We start from the raw sequence: 15365 nt of genomic DNA, 5'->3' as shown, positions 1-15365 counted from the left end.
GTCGTCGTCGCCATCGTCGTCGCCATCGTCATCGTCGCCGTCCTCCCCGCCCTCCTCGTCCGCCGCATCGGACAGCGCGACGGCTCACCGGTGACGGGTTCGCAGCTCCCTACCTCTCGTGGGGACCGCGCCCGTGCCGACAGCGCGTACTGAGCACGGAAGGGCGGCTCCCCTGCTGTGAGGGGAGCCGCCCTTCCGTGCTCTACGGCGGAGCCGCGACCGCTTGCGCGGTCGCTCGCGAGGTTACTTGCGCATGATCTCCGGCTCGTGGCGGCGCAGCAGTCGGATGACGACGAAGCCGCACAGGATGCCCATCAGGACCAGGATGCCGACGTCGATCGTCCACTGGCTGAGGGTGTGCTCCCACAGCGGATCGGTGTTGGTCGGGTCCTTCTTGTCCTGCGGCATCATCCGGCCCAGCTCGATGGTGGTGCCCAGGCCCGCGATGGCCCACCGGGAAGGCATCAGCCAGGCGAACTGCTCCACGCCGGGGCTGTCGAAGAGCTTGAAGAGCACGCCGGTGAACACGACCTGGATGACGGCGAAGAGGACGAGCAGGATCATCGTCTTCTCGGAGGTCTTCACCAGCGAGGAGATGATCAGGCCGAACATCATCGAGGTGCCGCCCAGCGCGATCATGACCAGGGCCATCTCGAAGGCCGGGTTGTTCATGAGCAGGCCCTCGTCGGGCAGGTCGCGCGGGTAGAAGCCGACGACGCACATCAGCACGCCCTGGATGGCGGCGACCACGGCCAGGACGATGACCTTGGACATCAGGTACGCGGACCGGGACAGGCCGGTGGCCCGTTCCCGTTCGTAGATCACCCGTTCCTTGATCAGCTCACGTACCGAGTTCGCCGCACCGGAGAAACAGGCGCCGATGGCGAGGATCAGCAGGATCGGGCCCGCGTCGCGGTTGGTCTTCAGCGGTGGCGCCGTCAGGCCGTAGTCGGACGGCATCAGGGTGCTGACCAGGCCCAGGATGAGCGGTGTGACGAAGGACAGCACCAGGAAGGAGCGGTCGGCCGAGATCACCGAGACGTAGCGGCTGACGAGTGTCCACAACTGGGAGCCCCAGCTTTGCGGTTTCTGTAGTCTCGTCGGCTGCATCGCCTGCTGCTGTTGCAGCGCGTAGGGGTCCTGCTGCGGCTGGGCCGCGTCGATCTCGGCCGCGTACATCTGGTAGTGCTGCGAGCCTTGCCAGCGGCCCATCCAGTCGTACTCGCGGTAGTTCTCGAAGGCGGAGAAGACGTCGGCCCAGGAGTCGTAGCCGAAGAAGTTCAGCGCCTCCTCCGGCGGGCCGAAGTAGGCCACACCGCCGCCCGGGGCCATCACCAGCAGCTTGTCGCACAGGCGCAGCTCGGCCACGGAGTGGGTGACGACCAGGACCGTGCGGCCGTCGTCCGCCATGCCGCGCAGGAGCTGCATGACGTCGCGGTCCATGCCCGGGTCCAGGCCCGAGGTGGGCTCGTCCAGGAAGATCAGCGACGGCTTGGTGAGCAGCTCCAGGGCCACCGAGACGCGCTTGCGCTGGCCGCCGGAGAGCGAGGTGACGCGCTTGGTGGCGTGGATGTCGAGCTTCAGCTCGGCCAGCACCTCCTCCACCCGCGCGTTGCGCTCGGCCTCGGCGACGTCGCCGGGGAAGCGGAGCTTGGCCGCGTAGCGCAGCGCGGTGCGGACCTTCAGCTCCTTGTGGAGGATGTCGTCCTGCGGAACGAGTCCGATGCGCTGGCGCAGCTCGGCGAACTGCTTGTACAGGTTCCGGTTGTCGTAGAGGACCTCGCCGACGTCGGCGGGGCGGTATCCGGTCAGCGCCCGCAGCAGCGTGGACTTGCCGGAGCCGGACGGGCCGATCACGCCGATCAGGGACTTCTCGGGGACGCCGAAGGTGACGTTGTTGAGGATCACCTTGCCGCCGTCCACCTTGACGGTGAGGTGGCGGGCCGAGAAGGAGACCTCGCCGGTGTCGACGAACTCCTCCAGGCGGTCGCCGACCAGCCGGAAGGTGGAGTGACCGATGCCGACGATGTCCTGCGGGGTGATGACCGCGGTGCCGGACTTGGGCATCGGCTGACCGTTGATGTACGTGCCGTTGTGGCTGCCCAGGTCGCGGATCTCGCAGCGCCCGTCGGGCGAGGAGTGGAACTCCGCGTGGTTCCGGGAGACCTGGAGGTCGGAGACGACCAGCTCGTTCTCCAGCGCACGGCCGATGCGCATCATGCGGCCGAGGGAGAGCTGGTGGAAGGTCGTCGGGCTGCGGTCACCCGCGGCGCCCTGCGGCGGGCCCTGCTGGGGCTGGGCGGGCTGGCCCGGGCCCTGGCCGCCGGGCATGCCGCCCATCGGGGGCATGCCGGGGCCGCCGCCCTGCTGCGGCATGTGCGGCTGCGCGGGCGGGTGCTGCTGGGCGTACTGCTGAGGCGGAGCCTGCTGCGGGGCCGCCTGCGGCGCGTACTGCTGCGGGGGCGCCTGCTGCATCTGCTGCGGCATGTGCGGCGCCTGCTGCTGCCAGCCGGGCTGCTGCTGAGGCTGGTGGGGCTGCTGACCCCAGCCGGGGCCACCGGGGCCGGGCTGCTGGGGCGCGGCCTGGTGGTGCTGCGCCGGTGCTGCTCCCTGGGCGCTGTAGTGGTCGGCGGCCGGTGCATGGCCGCCGGCAGCGCCGCCGGAGAAACCGAGCTGCGGACCGTCGGTGGCGTTGCCCAGGTGGACGTTCATCCCGGGGGCCAGCTCCAACTGCTGGATCCGCCGTCCCTGCACATAGGTGCCGTTCGTGCTGCCGTGGTCCTCAATGACCCAGCTGCGCCCTCCCCAGCGCACCGTGGCATGCCGCCAGGAAACCCTGGCGTCGTCGATCACCATGTCCCCCTGCGGATCACGGCCGAGGGTGTATGCCCTGGACGGGTCTAGCGTCCAGGTCTGTCCGTTCAATTCCAGTACGAGTTCCGGCACTCCATGCCCCACAAAGTTGTCCCCCGAGGTACCCCCTGCTCAGAGGGAGTCTAGGGATGGCGAACATCGTGGGGAACTATTCCAGGCCCGGGCGTCCGACAGGAAGCCGGGCCGGAAGACAGAGGCAAGGCTGTGACTGTTGCCGGGGGGTGAATCGGGCCTGGACAGCGGATGCTCACGCGGAACCGCACAGATCCTGAATGATGCTGACTGATGCGGACAGTCCATCGCTATCCGGGCGCCGGTCCGTCGCTCTTCCGTGTCCTTCCCCAGCCCCTTTCCCGCCCTTTCCCTCCCTCTTCCGCCCTTCCTGTGCCGTTCTTCTCGCGGGTATCCCCGTGGGTGTCCCAGCAGGTGGACAGGGGTGAAGAGGCGTGGGGCCCGGCGACGGTAATGTTGAGAGAACCATGAGCGCACCCCTGGACCCGCCTCCTTCGTACGCCGATACCCCGACGCTTCTCGTCAAGATCTTCGGCAAGGACCGGCCCGGCATCACCGCCGGCCTCTTCGACACCCTCGCGGCCTTCGCCGTGGAGGTCGTCGACATCGAGCAGCTCGTCACCCGTGGCCGCATCACGCTGTGCGCGCTGGTCACCTCCCCGACCACGGGGACGGGGACCGAAGGTGAGCTGCGCGCGACCGTGCACAGCTGGGCCGAGTCCGTGGGCATGACGGCGGAGATCATCTCCGGCACCGGCGACAACCGCCCGCGTGGCACAGGGCGTTCGCACGTCACCGTGCTGGGCCACCCGCTGACCGCCGAGTCGACCGCCTCCATAGCGGCCAGCATCACCGCGACCGGCGGCAACATCGACCGCATCTTCCGGCTCGCGAAATATCCCGTGCTCGCCGTGGAGTTCGACGTCTCGGGGACGGAGACGTCGCTGCTGCGCACCTCGCTGGCGCTGGAGGCGGCCAAGTACGGCGTGGATGTCGCCGTGGTCGCCTCGGGGCTCCAGCGGCGGGCCCAGCGGCTGGTGGTGATGGACGTGGACTCCACGCTCATCCAGGACGAGGTGATCGAGCTGTTCGCCGCCCACGCGGGCTGCGAGGCCGAGGTCGCCGAGGTGACGGCGCGCGCGATGCGCGGCGAGCTGGACTTCGAGCAGTCGCTGCACGCGCGGGTCGAACTGCTGGCCGGGCTGGACGCCTCGGTGGTCGACAAGGTCCGCGACGAGGTCCGGCTGACTCCCGGCGCGCGCACGCTGATCCGTACGCTCAAGCGGCTGGGCTACCAGGTGGGCGTCGTCTCCGGGGGCTTCACGCAGGTGACGGACGCGCTCAGGGACGAGCTGGGTCTGGACTTCGCCTCCGCCAACACGCTGGAGATAGTGGACGGCAAGCTGACGGGACGGGTCACCGGCGAGATCGTCGACCGCGCGGGCAAGGCCAGGCTGCTGCGGCGGTTCGCCGAGGAGGCCGGGGTGCCGCTGACGCAGACCGTCGCGATCGGCGACGGGGCCAACGACCTGGACATGCTGAACGCCGCGGGGCTCGGGGTGGCCTTCAACGCCAAGCCGGTGGTGCGCGAGAAGGCGCACACGGCGGTCAACGTGCCGTTCCTGGACACCGTGCTCTATCTCCTCGGGGTCACCCGCGAGGAGGTCGAGGCAGCCGACGTGGACGACGAGCCCGGCGCCACCCACGCCTGACCGCTCCCCCTCTGTCTGCCGCCGGCCTCTTTCTGCCGCCGGCCTCTCTCTGCCGCAGCGTTCGCGGCGGGACCGCCCTGTCCGCCGTGACGGCGCTCGGCGTCCGCCGTGACGGCGCTCGGCCGGGAACGACGTGTCCGGCGGTGCCGAGCCTGCCTGGACGGGCGAGTTCGGCACCGCCGGGGTCCGCCGCCGGGATCCTCCGTCGGGCCCTCACCGTCGCGATGGAGGTCGCGGCGGAGAAGGGCGCGAGGCGAAAAAGGAGAAGGGGACGGGGCGAAGAAGGGGCGGGAGGAGAGCCCTACTCGTGCGGGGCCCAGAACTCCGTCAGGTGGGTCCTGCCGGACTCGACGGACTTCCATGAACCCGTGTGCCGAAGCACCGCGACAGCCGCCGTGGGGAAGCCGCGGGAGATCCGCTCCTGCGCCTCCTGCTCAGCGGTGCCGACGAGCAGCTCGGCCACGGACTGCATTCCGGGGTTGTGGCCGATGACGAGCAAATCCGTTACCTCGTCCGGGGTTTCGTTGATCACTTCGATGATCTGGCCGGGAGGCGCGTCGTAGAGCCTGTCCTCGTACACCGTCTTGGGGCGGTGCGGGAGCTGGTGGACGACGAGCTTCCATGTCTCGCGGGTGCGGGTCGCTGTGGAACAGAGGGTGAGTTGCGGACTGAAGCCGTGCCCGGCGAGCCACTCGCCGGCCGCGGGGGCGTCCTGGCGGCCCCTCTCCGCGAGGGGGCGTTCGTGATCCGCCACCTGTGGCCAGTCGGCTTTGGCGTGCCGGAGAAGGACGATATTGCGGGGCACATCGACGCTCATGTTTCCCAGCTTCGCACGAAACGCGCTGACGGTCGCGGGGTGTTGGGGCAGCTCCCCGGCCCGGGTGACGGACGGTGATCCGGTGGGCACTCAGCCCAGCAATATGTCGCGCACCTGGGCGAAGAAGGCCAGGACGGGGCTCTGGTCGCGGTGCGTGGCCGCCCCTGCCTGGCCGCCGCCGACGAGCAGGACCATCAGCAGGGCGAAGCCGAGGGCGGGAAGCAGCAGGCCCCACCACGGCAGCCGGGTCTGTACCCCGCCGGCCGAGGTGCGCTTCCCGCTCTGGTCGCTCGTGAGGTGCGCGGGGGCCGTCATGAGGCTCGCCTCCGGATTCCGTGGTCTTCGCTCGTGCTCTTCGAAGGTCTCGTGCTCTTCGAAGGTACGGAGAAGCGAGGCGCGGGCCCATCGGGTAATCCACCCAGTTACCCCTGAGCTAGCCCCCCTAGGGGACGTAGTGCTAGCACTAAGCCGGGGGGCCGGCCGCCGGTCAGGGGCGCGATACCGACGGTTCAGGGTGCCGCGATGCTGGCGATCACGCCGATGACGACCGTGACGGCGATCATCGCGCCGAAGATCATGAGCAGCTTCTTCTGCGGGTTCGGCGGATGGGGTTCGAGAACGGGCATGTCAGTCAGTGTCGCACTCAGCGTCCGTCCTCGATGACCCGGTCCCGGCCCGCGAGCAGCCCCGTCGCCATCTGGGCCAGCATCAGCGCCGTCATCAGTATCAGCGGCACATTCCAGCCGCCGCTGAAGTCGTGCAGGGCTCCGACGAGGATCGGGCCGGGGATGGAAATGAGGTATCCGGTGCTCTGTGCGAAGGCGGACAGCTTGGCGACGCCGGTGTGCGAGCGGGAGCGCATGCCGATCATGGTGAGGGCCAGCGGGAAGGCGCAGTTGGAGATCCCGAGCACCAGGGCCCACGCCCAGGCACCCGCCGCCGGGGCCAGCCACAGCCCCGCGTAGCCGACCAGGCCGCAGCCGCCGAGTGCGAAGACCAGGGGCCCCTGGTGCCGCATCCGGGCCGCCATCTTCGGCAGCACGAAGGAGAGCGGGACGCCCATGCCCATGGTCACGGCGAGCATCAGCCCGGCGGCCGAGGCGGAGACGCCGGCGTCGCGGAAGATCTGCGGGAGCCACCCCATGGTGATGTAGGCGGCGGACGCCTGGAGTCCGAAGAAGACGCCGAGGGCCCACGCGGTGGGCGACTTGGCGATGCGCAGCGCGGGCTCCGCCGCCGTACCGGTGGCCGTCGGACCAGGCGTACCGGTGGCCGCCGGGCCAGGGTTCGCCGAGCCGGTGTCCGCCGGGCGGGAGGTGGCGCGGCTCTCGGTGCGGCTCCCCGTGCGGCTCTCGGTGCGCGCCTCGCCCTCCGCCGTCTCCTCGGGGACGGCCTCCTGCGCGGCATCGGACTCGGGGGAGCGTGCCGCGCGGGCGCGGCACACCACGGCCCAGGGGAGGACGGCGAGGACACCGAGCACGGCCCAGGCGCCGAGGCCGAGGCGCCAACTGCCGCCCAGCGCGTCGGTCATGGGCACGGTCACGGCCGCGGCGCCCGCGGTACCGAGGGCGAGGGCCATGGAGTAGAGCCCCGTCATGGAGCCGACGCGGTCGGGGAACCACTGCTTGACGATCACGGGCATCAGCACGTTGCTCACGGCGATACCCGCCAGCGCCAGCGCGGTCGCGGCCAGGAAGGTGCCGGTGCCGCCGGCGAAGGGCCGCAGGACAAGTCCGGCCGTGATCGCCACCATGCCGGCCAGCACCACGGCGGCGGGGCCCCGTCGCCGTGCGAGCCGGGGGGCGAGACCGCCGAAGACGGCGAAGCAGAGCGGGGGCACGGAGGTGAGCAGCCCGGCGACGGTGCCGCTCATGCCGAGACCGTCGCGCACTTCCTCCAGCAGCGGGCCGAGCCCGGATATCGCGGGTCGCAGGTTGAGCGCGGCGATCACAAGGCCCGCGACGAGGAGGCGGAACATCCAGGAAGAGAGCGCCGGTCCCCCGCCGGTCCGCCCCGCGCCCGTCCGCGCCGGCGGGGGCACCGGGGTGTCCGCGCCGTCCTGGGCGCCTGGCCCATGGGCCTCGCGGGCGGCGTCCGGGGTCTCCGGGCCGCGTTCGGGGGCGGTGCGGGTCCTGAGATCCCTGGATTCTGCACTGTCGTCTGCCGTGGCCATGCGCACCATCATAGAATCATGGGATGAATCGCGGCCAATCCGTTTCCCCGTCCGTCTCCCCGCCCGTGCTCTCCGCCCCCCAGCGCGCCCCGCTGGCCGACCAAGTGATCTCGACGCTGCGCCAGCAGATCACCTCGGGCCAGTGGCCCGTCGGCTGCCGTATCCCCACCGAGCCCGAGCTGGTGGAGCAGCTGGGTGTGGCCCGTAACACGGTGCGGGAGGCCGTGCGTGCCCTCGCGCACAACGGGCTGCTGGACATCCGGCAGGGCTCGGGCACCTACGTCGTGGCGACCAGCGAGCTGGCGGGCGTGATGCACCGCAGGTTCGAGGGCGCGGACCTGCACCACGTGGCGGAGCTGCGCTCCGCGCTGGAGACGGCGGGCGCGCGGCTGGCGGCGCGCCGGCGTACGGAGGCGGATCTGCGGCAGCTCGACGGGCTGCTGGCGCGGCGCGAGGCCGCGTGGGAATCGGGCGAGGTGAACCGCTTCATCGACGCGGACGGCAGCCTGCACCTGGGGGTGGTGTCCGCCTCGCACAACGAGGTGCTGACGGCGGTGTACGCGGACCTGGGCGAGGTGCTGCGCGCCTTCCTGCGCAAGGACGTGGGCGACGAACTGCGCGCCGAGGGCTACATGGACCACACGGGTCTGCTGGACGCGATCCGCGAGGGCGACCCCGAGGCCGCCTCGCGGGAGGCGGCCTCGCACACGGCGGAGTGGGGACACGGGCTGGAGCTGTAAGGAGACTGAACAGCCCGGGGCCGGGCGGGAGTTCGAAGGGGAACGGCCCGCCGCCCGCTCGACGGGAGGCGAGGGCCTCCGTACGGACGGGCAGCGGGCCGTGCGGGTCCCGGCGTCACCCGTCGCCGCGGCGAACCCCCGCGGCGACGGTCAACCGGATCAGGCGAGGTACGGCGGGCTCGCGGACGACACCGGCCACCCGCGTTCGCCGCCCCCCGCCGAACGGCGTTACGCGCCCATCATGTGCACGCCGCCATCGACGTGGACGATCTCACCCGTCGTGCGGGGGAAGAAGTCCGACAGCAGGGCGACGACACCGCGGCCCGCCGGGTCCGGGTCCGACAGCTCCCAGCCGATGGGGGCGCGGTGGTTCCACACGTCGGCCAGCTCCTCGAAGCCCGGAATGGACTTGGCCGCCATGGACTTGATCGGTCCGGCCGACACGAGGTTGCAGCGGATGCCCCGGGGCCCCAGGTCGCGCGCCAGGTAGCGGCTGGTGGACTCCAGGGCCGCCTTGGCCACGCCCATCCAGTCGTACTTCGGCCAGGCGATCTGCGCGTCGAAGGTGAGGCCGACGACCGAGCTGCCCTCGTGCATCAGCGGCAGGCAGGCCATGGTGAGGGACTTGAGCGAGTACGCCGAGACGTGTACGGCGGTGCTCACGTCCTCCCACGTGGCGCCGAGGAAGTCGAAGGCGCCCTGCGGGCCGAAGGCGATCGAGTGCACGATGCCGTCCACCCGCGCGTCGGCGCCCCAGTGCTCGCGGATCTTGTCGGCGAGCCCGTCCAGGTGCTCCTGGTTGCTGACGTCCAGCTCGATGACGGGCGCGGCCTCGGGCAGCCGCTTGGCGATGCGCTCGACCAGGGAGACGCGGCCGAACCCGGTGAGGATGACCTCGGCGCCCTGCTCCTGGGCGACCTTCGCGGCGTGGAAGGCGATCGACCCGTCGGTGATGACGCCGGTGACAAGGATCCGCTTGCCGGCGAGGATTCCGCTCATGTTCAGTGACCCATGCCCAATCCGCCGTCGACGGGAATGACGGCTCCGGTGATGTACGCGGCCTCGTCGGACGCCAGGAAGCGCACCGAGGAGGCGATCTCGTCGGGCTGCGCGTAGCGGCCCAGCGGCACCTGCTTGACGATGTCGGCGCGCTGTTCGTCGCTGAGCACGCGGGTCATGTCGGTGTCGACGAAACCGGGCGCCACGACGTTGCAGGTGATGTTGCGCGAGCCCAGCTCACGCGAGAGCGAGCGGGCGAACCCGACAAGACCGGCCTTGGAGGCGGCGTAGTTGGCCTGCCCCGCCTGGCCCATCAGCCCGACGACCGAGGAGATCAGCACGATGCGGCCCTTGCGGGCGCGCAGCATGGCGCGGGAGGCGCGCTTGACCACCCGGTAGGTGCCCGTGAGGTTGGTGTCGACGACGGAGGTGAAGTCCTCCTCGGACATCCGCAGCAGCAGCTGGTCGCGGGTGATCCCGGCGTTGGCGACGAGTACCTCGACCGCGCCCTGCTTCTCCTCGATCTCCTTGTAGGCCCGCTCCACCTGGTCCGGGTCGGTGATGTCGCACTTGACGCCGAGGAAGCCCTCGGGCGGCTCGCCGGAGCGGTAGGTGACGGCGACCTTGTCGCCTGCCTCGGCGAAGGCCCGGGCGATGGCGAGGCCGATCCCGCGGTTTCCCCCGGTCACGAGCACTGAGCGGCTCAAGTTGTGACCACCCTTTCTGCTTCTGCTTTCGTGGTCTGTCGCATAAGAGAACCTATCCGGCGGGAGTCCGCCGAGGGCACTCGGGCATGGACAGGGGCCCGCACGGCGTCCTGTGGGGTCCCTACAGAAAGCGGAGCGTGCTTCACTGCGAGGCGGTGGTCAGTCGTAATCGCTTGCCCGGCCGACGGGAGACGCCATGTGCCCTGCTCTGGATGAGACGTTCACCTCGCTGCCGCTGCGCTCCCTCGCGGACGCCGCGCTCTCGCGGGCCACGGCGCTGGGTGCCGCGCACGCCGACTTCCGGCTGGAGCGGGTGCGCACCGCCTCGCTGGAGCTGCGGGACGCGCGGACGGCGGGTGCGGCGGACACGACCACCAGCGGCCTGGCCGTACGCGTGGTGCACGACGGCTCCTGGGGGTTCGCCTCGGCGGCGGACCTGACGCGCGAGGAGGCGGCGGCCACGGCGGAGCGTGCCGTGGAGATGGCCCGGCTGGCGGCCTCGGCGCGCGCGCCGGAGGGGGCGTACGGGGCGCACGGGCGGGTGGAGCTGGCCGGGGAGCCCTCGCACGGCGAGCGCGAGTGGGTCTCCTCGTACGAGCGGGACCCGTTCGAGGTGCCGGACACGGAGAAGGTGGACCTGCTGGCCCGCCGGAGCAGAGCGCTGCTCTCGGCCGCCGGGGTGGCCCATGTGGACGCGGGGGTCTCCTCGGTGCGCGAGTGCAAGTTCTACGCGGACACGGCCGGGACCGTCACCACGCAGCAGCGGGTCCGGATCCAGCCGCGGCTGGCGGTGGTGGCGCAGGAGGGCCCCGGCGGGCTCGACACGATGCGGACGCTGGCGCCGCCCACCGCGCGCGGCTGGGAGTACCTCACGGGCACCGGCTGGGACTGGGCCGGCGAGCTGGAGCGGATGCCCGAGCTGCTCGCGGAGAAGCTGCGGGCGCCGAGCGTGGAGCCGGGCTCCTACGACCTGGTGGTGGATCCCTCCAACCTGTGGCTGACGATCCACGAGTCGGTCGGGCACGCTACGGAGCTCGACCGGGCCTTCGGCTTCGAGGCGGCGTACGCGGGCACCTCCTTCGCGACCCCGGACGGGCTTGGCTCGCTGCGCTACGGCTCCCCCGCGATGCGGATCACCGGCGACCGCACGGCCCCGCACGGGCTGGCGACCACGGGGTACGACGACGAGGGCGTGGCCGCGCAGAGCTGGGACCTGGTGCGGGAGGGCGTGCTGGCCGGCTACCAGCTCGACCGCCGTACCGCCGCGCTGGCGGGCCTCCCCCGGTCGAACGGCTGCGCCTTCGCCCAGTCCCCGGCGCATGTGCCGATGCAGCGGATGGCGAACGTGTCGCTGGCGCCCGCGCCCGAGGGGCCCTCGACCGAGGAGCTGATCGGCGGGGTGGAGCGCGGAATCTACGTGGTGGGCGACCGCTCGTGGTCGATCGACCAGCAGAGGTTCAATTTCCAGTTCACCGGCCAGCGCTTCTTCCGTATCGCGCACGGACGGCTGGCGGGACAGCTGCGCGATGTGGCGTACCAGGCGACGACCACCGACTTCTGGGGCTCGCTGGAGGCGGTCGGCGGGCCCGGGACGTATGTGCAGGGAGGCTCTTTCGTGTGCGGCAAGGGTCAGCCGGGCCAGGCGGCGCCCGTCTCGCACGGCTGTCCCTCGGCGCTCTTCCGCCGCGTCAATGTCCTCAACACCGCACAGGAGGCGGGCCGATGAGCCGTTACGGGCAAGCGGGCGGGGGCAGCGGCAGGGCGCCGGCGCCGTACGAGAGCGTGGAGCGGGCCCTGGGCCTCTCGCGTGCCGACGCCTGTGTGGTGATCGCCGAGGAGCACTCCACCGTCCACCTGCGCTGGGCGCGCAACACGCTGACGACCAACGGCGTCACCCGGGCCCGGACCGTCACCGTGATCGCGGTCTTCGGCGGGGCCCGGGGCGCGGCCTGCGGGGTGGTGTCCCGGAACGCGGCGACGCCCGAGGAACTGGAGGACCTGGTGCGCGCCGCCGAGGCGGCAGCTCGTGCGGCGGGCCCGGCCGAGGACGCGGTGCCGCTGGTGGAGGGGGTGCCGCCGGATCCGCGCTTCACCGCGCCCCCCGTCGTGACGTCCCCGTCGGTCTTCGGCACGCTGGCCCCCGCTCTCGGACGGGCGTTCGCCCGAGCCGGGGCGCGGGGGCGCGAGCTGTACGGCTACGCGCGGCACAGCGTGCTGTCCACCTACCTCGGCACCTCGACGGGGCTGCGGCTGCGCCACGACCAGCCCTCGGGCACCTTCACCCTGAACGCCAAGGCCCCAGCGCCCGACGGCACCACCGCATCCGCCTGGTCGGGCCACTCCACACGGGACTTCACCGAGCTGACGGAGGAGAGGCTCCAGGCGCTGGACGACCAGCTCGCCCGGCGGCTGGAGTGGTCGCGCCGCCGGGTGGAGCTTCCGGCGGGGCGCTACGAGACGCTGCTGCCGCCGACCGCCGTGGCCGATCTGCTCGTCTACCAGACATGGTCGTCCTCGGCGCGCAACGCGGCGGAGGGCCGAACCGTCTTCAGCGCCGAGCGGGGCGGCACCCGCGTCGGAGAGCGGCTCACGCGGCTGCCGCTGACGCTGCGCAGCGATCCGTGGGCGCCGGGCCTGGAGAGCGCGCCGTTCCTGGTGGCGTACGCCTCGGGCGGTGAGGCGCCGAGCGGCGGCGGTCCGGGCGGCGCCCCCGCCTCGGTCTTCGACAACGGGCTGCCGCTGGCCCCCACCGAGTGGATCAGGGAGGGCACGCTGACCCGGCTGCTCACCTCCCGGCACAGCGCCGCGCTCACCGGCCTGCCGCTCGCCCCCGCCGCCGGGAACCTGCTGCTGGAGTGCGCCGACGACGGCCGTCCCGCCGCCTCCTTGGAGGCCCCCTCGCTGGAAGCCCCCTCCCTGGAGGACATGGTGGCCGGGACCGAGCGCGGGCTGCTGCTGACGAGCCTGTGGTACGTCCGCGAGGTGGATCCCGCCTCTCTGCTGCTGACCGGGCTCACCCGCGACGGCGTACATCTGGTCGAGAACGGCGAGGTCACCGGCACGGTCAACAATTTCCGCTTCAACGAGTCCCCCGTCGACCTGCTCGCGCGGGCGACGGAGGCCGGCCGCGCCGAGCGCACCTTGTCCAGGGAGTGGGCGGAGTGGTTCCCCCTCACCTCCATGCCGCCGCTGCGGGTGCCGGACTTCAACATGAGTTCGGTCAGCCGGGGCGTCTGAGCGGGGGCGTCCGAGTGGGGGCGGTCGGCGCATAGACTTCGGGGGACCCCATCCGGATCCACCACACCAGGACAGTGACGTGACACGCCTCGGCGACTCCGTACAGCGCGCCAGTGAACTGCTGGCACAGGACCTCTCCTCCGACCAGACCGTCGAGCGGCTGCTCGCGGAGACGGGGTCACGGCGCTATCTGGACCTGAGCGACCTGCCCGCGAAGGAGCAGGCGGCGCTGATCGGGGCGCGCACGGTGGAGCTGCTGCCGTCGGTGGAGAAGCTGGCCGAGCGCATCGAAGAGCGCGCCGCACAGGGCCGGGGCCTGCACATCAAGCTGGGTATCGACCCGACGGCGGCCGATGTGCACCTGGGCCACGCGGTGCCGGTGATCGTGCTGAGCCGCTTCCAGCGCATGGGCCACGACGTCACGCTGATCATCGGGGACTTCACCGCGAAGATCGGCGACCCCTCGGGCCGTACGGCCGAGCGCCCCCCGCTGACCGACGAGGACATCGCCGAGAACCTGTCCGGGTACCGGGAGCAGGTGCGCCCCTTCTTCGACTTCGAGAAGGTGCGCTTCGTACACAACAGCGAGTGGCTGGGCTCCTTCACCCTGTCGCGGCTGCTCGGCCTGCTCTCCCAGGTGCCGGTCTCCTCGCTGCTCCAGCGCGACGACTTCCGCAACCGCCTCTCGGAGGGCTCGGGGCTGACGATGTCCGAGCTGCTCTACCCCATCGCCCAGGCCGTGGACTCGGCCGAGCTGCGCTGCGATGTGGAGCTGGGCGGCGTCGATCAGCTGCTCAACCTCCAGATGGGCCGCAGGGTGATGGAGGCGTACGGCCAGCAGCCGCAGCTCGTGGTCACCATGCCACTGGTCGAGGGCACCGACGGCTCGGGCGCAAAGATGTCCAAGTCCAAAGGCAATTACGTCGGTCTCGGCAGCGCGCCGGGCGAGGTCTTCGGCAAGATCATGTCGATCCCGGACCGGCTGATGGCGCCCTACCTGCGCGCCTGGACGGAGTGGACCGACCCGGAGATCGAGCGGGCGACGGCCCGCATCGAGGCCGGCTCGCTGCACCCGATGGACCTGAAGAAGATCCTCGCGGGCGAGGTCGTCGCGGCCCTGCACGGGGTGGCGTCGGCGATGGAGGCCCGCGCCGGATTCGTCGCGCAGTTCTCCAAGAAGTCCTTCGCCGATGTCGGCTCGCTGCCCTCGGTCGACGTGGCCGAGCACGGCGAGGAGGGCATCGCGGCGGTGATGACGAACGTGCTGGAGTTCACGCCCAGCGCCTCGGCCGCGCGCAGGATCGCCAAGCAGAACGGGCTGCGCCTCATCGTCGAGCGGGCGGGCGCCGAGCAGGAGGCCGTTGTGCTGCCCGAGGCCGACGCGCTGCGTCCGCTCGCCGAGGTCGTCCGCGAAAAAGTCACCGGTTCAGCCGGTGACGCCGCAGACGCGGTGTACCTGAAGGCGGGCCGGAAGGTCGCCGAAATCCGAGGGCTGTGACCGCTGACCGGCCGGAGCTTCCCCCGCACGGGGCACGGTTCCGGCCGGGCTACGCCCGCTGAAGGACCCCTGCACGGGACGCGGTACGCAGGCCGGGCGGTCTCCTCCGCCCGGCGCCCCGGTCTCGAAGCCGGCGGAGTCGAGGCGTAACGTGGAAGTGTCCGGATCCCTCTGTACGGCACATGGGGAACGGCAGGGCGAGCAGGTGGTGAATCGTGATGCGGAAGCGGCGCCAGGCGGAAGTTTTCCGGATCACCGGCGCGCGTCAGGGGCTCCAGGACGACGTCCGTGGCAGACAGCGCCGCTACGTGATCTCGATGCTGGTCCGTACCGCCGCTTTCCTGCTGACCGTGTTGTTGTGGAACGTGCAGCGGCCTTTGGCCGTTGTGACTCTGGTGCTCGGCGCGCTGCTCCCGTACGTCGCGGTGGTGATCGCCAACGCGGGCCGGGAGAACGTGCCTTCGCTGCCCTCCACGGTCCTCGCGAACCCGCCGCGCCCCATGCTGGACGCGCCGGAACCCGCCCCGGAAGCGGCGTCCCGCGCCTCGAACGGACCGTCGAGCGACCGCAGTTGATCTGGCTCTTCGTACAAAGCT

At 71.4% G+C, this 15365-nt stretch carries 13 protein-coding genes; 6 read left to right on the top strand and 7 right to left on the bottom strand.

Annotation, left to right across the window (positions count from 1 at the left end; all coding sequences use genetic code 11):
* Positions 1-243: 243 nt before the first annotated feature.
* A complete protein-coding gene (locus OHB04_RS33265) occupies positions 244-2958 on the bottom strand; it encodes an ABC transporter ATP-binding protein/permease (protein WP_326808906.1) in 2715 nt (904 codons plus the stop codon).
* Positions 2959-3353: 395 nt separating this feature from the next.
* Here OHB04_RS33265 and serB point away from each other — a divergent pair, with 395 nt between their 5' ends.
* Positions 3354-4598, top strand: coding sequence for a phosphoserine phosphatase SerB (gene serB / locus OHB04_RS33260; RefSeq protein WP_326691341.1), 1245 nt, complete (start codon positions 3354-3356; stop codon positions 4596-4598).
* Between the two features lie 301 nt (positions 4599-4899).
* Here the strand turns inward: serB and OHB04_RS33255 are convergent, their stop codons facing one another.
* From OHB04_RS33255 to OHB04_RS33240, 4 genes are all read right to left on the bottom strand, one after another.
* Positions 4900-5415 (bottom strand): SixA phosphatase family protein, encoded by a 516-nt coding sequence (locus OHB04_RS33255; RefSeq protein WP_326691340.1) that lies wholly within the window; start codon positions 5413-5415, stop codon positions 4900-4902.
* Between the two features lie 90 nt (positions 5416-5505).
* Positions 5506-5730 (bottom strand): hypothetical protein, encoded by a 225-nt coding sequence (locus tag OHB04_RS33250; protein WP_326691339.1) that lies wholly within the window; start codon positions 5728-5730, stop codon positions 5506-5508.
* A gap of 194 nt (positions 5731-5924) precedes the next feature.
* Positions 5925-6041, bottom strand: coding sequence for an SGM_5486 family transporter-associated protein (locus tag OHB04_RS33245; RefSeq protein ID WP_326691338.1), 117 nt, complete (start codon positions 6039-6041; stop codon positions 5925-5927).
* A gap of 17 nt (positions 6042-6058) precedes the next feature.
* Positions 6059-7588, bottom strand: a complete 1530-nt coding sequence (locus OHB04_RS33240; protein ID WP_442815010.1) for a CynX/NimT family MFS transporter — start codon at positions 7586-7588, stop codon at positions 6059-6061.
* 23 nt (positions 7589-7611) lie between these two features.
* On the opposite strand from OHB04_RS33240, the gene OHB04_RS33235 reads away from it, so the two are divergent.
* Positions 7612-8328, top strand: a complete 717-nt coding sequence (locus OHB04_RS33235) for a FadR/GntR family transcriptional regulator (RefSeq protein WP_326691337.1) — start codon at positions 7612-7614, stop codon at positions 8326-8328.
* A 228-nt stretch (positions 8329-8556) separates the two neighbouring features.
* Here the strand turns inward: OHB04_RS33235 and fabI are convergent, their stop codons facing one another.
* Both fabI and fabG read right to left on the bottom strand, forming a co-directional pair.
* Entirely contained in the window at positions 8557-9327 is a 771-nt protein-coding gene (gene fabI, locus OHB04_RS33230; protein WP_326691336.1) for an enoyl-ACP reductase FabI, read from the bottom strand.
* A gap of 2 nt (positions 9328-9329) precedes the next feature.
* A complete protein-coding gene (gene fabG, locus OHB04_RS33225; RefSeq protein WP_326691335.1) occupies positions 9330-10034 on the bottom strand; it encodes a 3-oxoacyl-[acyl-carrier-protein] reductase in 705 nt (234 codons plus the stop codon).
* A 196-nt stretch (positions 10035-10230) separates the two neighbouring features.
* Here fabG and OHB04_RS33220 point away from each other — a divergent pair, with 196 nt between their 5' ends.
* The 4 genes from OHB04_RS33220 (at position 10231) to OHB04_RS33205 (ending at position 15344) form a co-directional block, all read left to right on the top strand.
* Positions 10231-11760 (top strand): TldD/PmbA family protein, encoded by a 1530-nt coding sequence (locus tag OHB04_RS33220; RefSeq protein ID WP_326808905.1) that lies wholly within the window; start codon positions 10231-10233, stop codon positions 11758-11760.
* Complete coding sequence (locus tag OHB04_RS33215; protein WP_326691333.1) at positions 11757-13271, top strand: metallopeptidase TldD-related protein; 1515 nt, start codon at positions 11757-11759, stop codon at positions 13269-13271. Before OHB04_RS33220 ends, OHB04_RS33215 begins: the two co-directional genes overlap by 4 nt.
* Positions 13272-13350: 79 nt before the next feature.
* A complete protein-coding gene (gene tyrS / locus OHB04_RS33210) occupies positions 13351-14769 on the top strand; it encodes a tyrosine--tRNA ligase (protein WP_326691332.1) in 1419 nt (472 codons plus the stop codon).
* 218 nt (positions 14770-14987) lie between these two features.
* The gene (locus tag OHB04_RS33205; RefSeq protein ID WP_326693037.1) at positions 14988-15344 is read left to right on the top strand and encodes a DUF3099 domain-containing protein; all 357 of its coding nucleotides are present in this window, start codon (positions 14988-14990) and stop codon (positions 15342-15344) included.
* Positions 15345-15365: the final 21 nt, after the last annotated feature.

This window comes from Streptomyces sp. NBC_01775 (assembly GCF_035917675.1).
In the GTDB taxonomy this organism is placed as follows: Bacteria; Actinomycetota; Actinomycetes; order Streptomycetales; family Streptomycetaceae; genus Streptomyces.
This window is presented reverse-complemented; position numbering and strand designations above follow the sequence as displayed.

Coding starts and splice junctions, on each gene's coding strand:
- serB (WP_326691341.1), top strand. CDS start 3,354: ATGAGCGCACCCCTGGACCCGCCTCCTTCGTACGCCGATACCCCGACG.
- OHB04_RS33255 (WP_326691340.1), bottom strand. CDS start 5,415: ATGAGCGTCGATGTGCCCCGCAATATCGTCCTTCTCCGGCACGCCAAA.
- OHB04_RS33250 (WP_326691339.1), bottom strand. CDS start 5,730: ATGACGGCCCCCGCGCACCTCACGAGCGACCAGAGCGGGAAGCGCACC.
- OHB04_RS33245 (WP_326691338.1), bottom strand. CDS start 6,041: ATGCCCGTTCTCGAACCCCATCCGCCGAACCCGCAGAAGAAGCTGCTC.
- OHB04_RS33240 (WP_442815010.1), bottom strand. CDS start 7,588: ATGGCCACGGCAGACGACAGTGCAGAATCCAGGGATCTCAGGACCCGC.
- OHB04_RS33235 (WP_326691337.1), top strand. CDS start 7,612: ATGAATCGCGGCCAATCCGTTTCCCCGTCCGTCTCCCCGCCCGTGCTC.
- fabI (WP_326691336.1), bottom strand. CDS start 9,327: ATGAGCGGAATCCTCGCCGGCAAGCGGATCCTTGTCACCGGCGTCATC.
- OHB04_RS33220 (WP_326808905.1), top strand. CDS start 10,231: ATGTGCCCTGCTCTGGATGAGACGTTCACCTCGCTGCCGCTGCGCTCC.
- OHB04_RS33215 (WP_326691333.1), top strand. CDS start 11,757: ATGAGCCGTTACGGGCAAGCGGGCGGGGGCAGCGGCAGGGCGCCGGCG.
- OHB04_RS33205 (WP_326693037.1), top strand. CDS start 14,988: ATGCGGAAGCGGCGCCAGGCGGAAGTTTTCCGGATCACCGGCGCGCGT.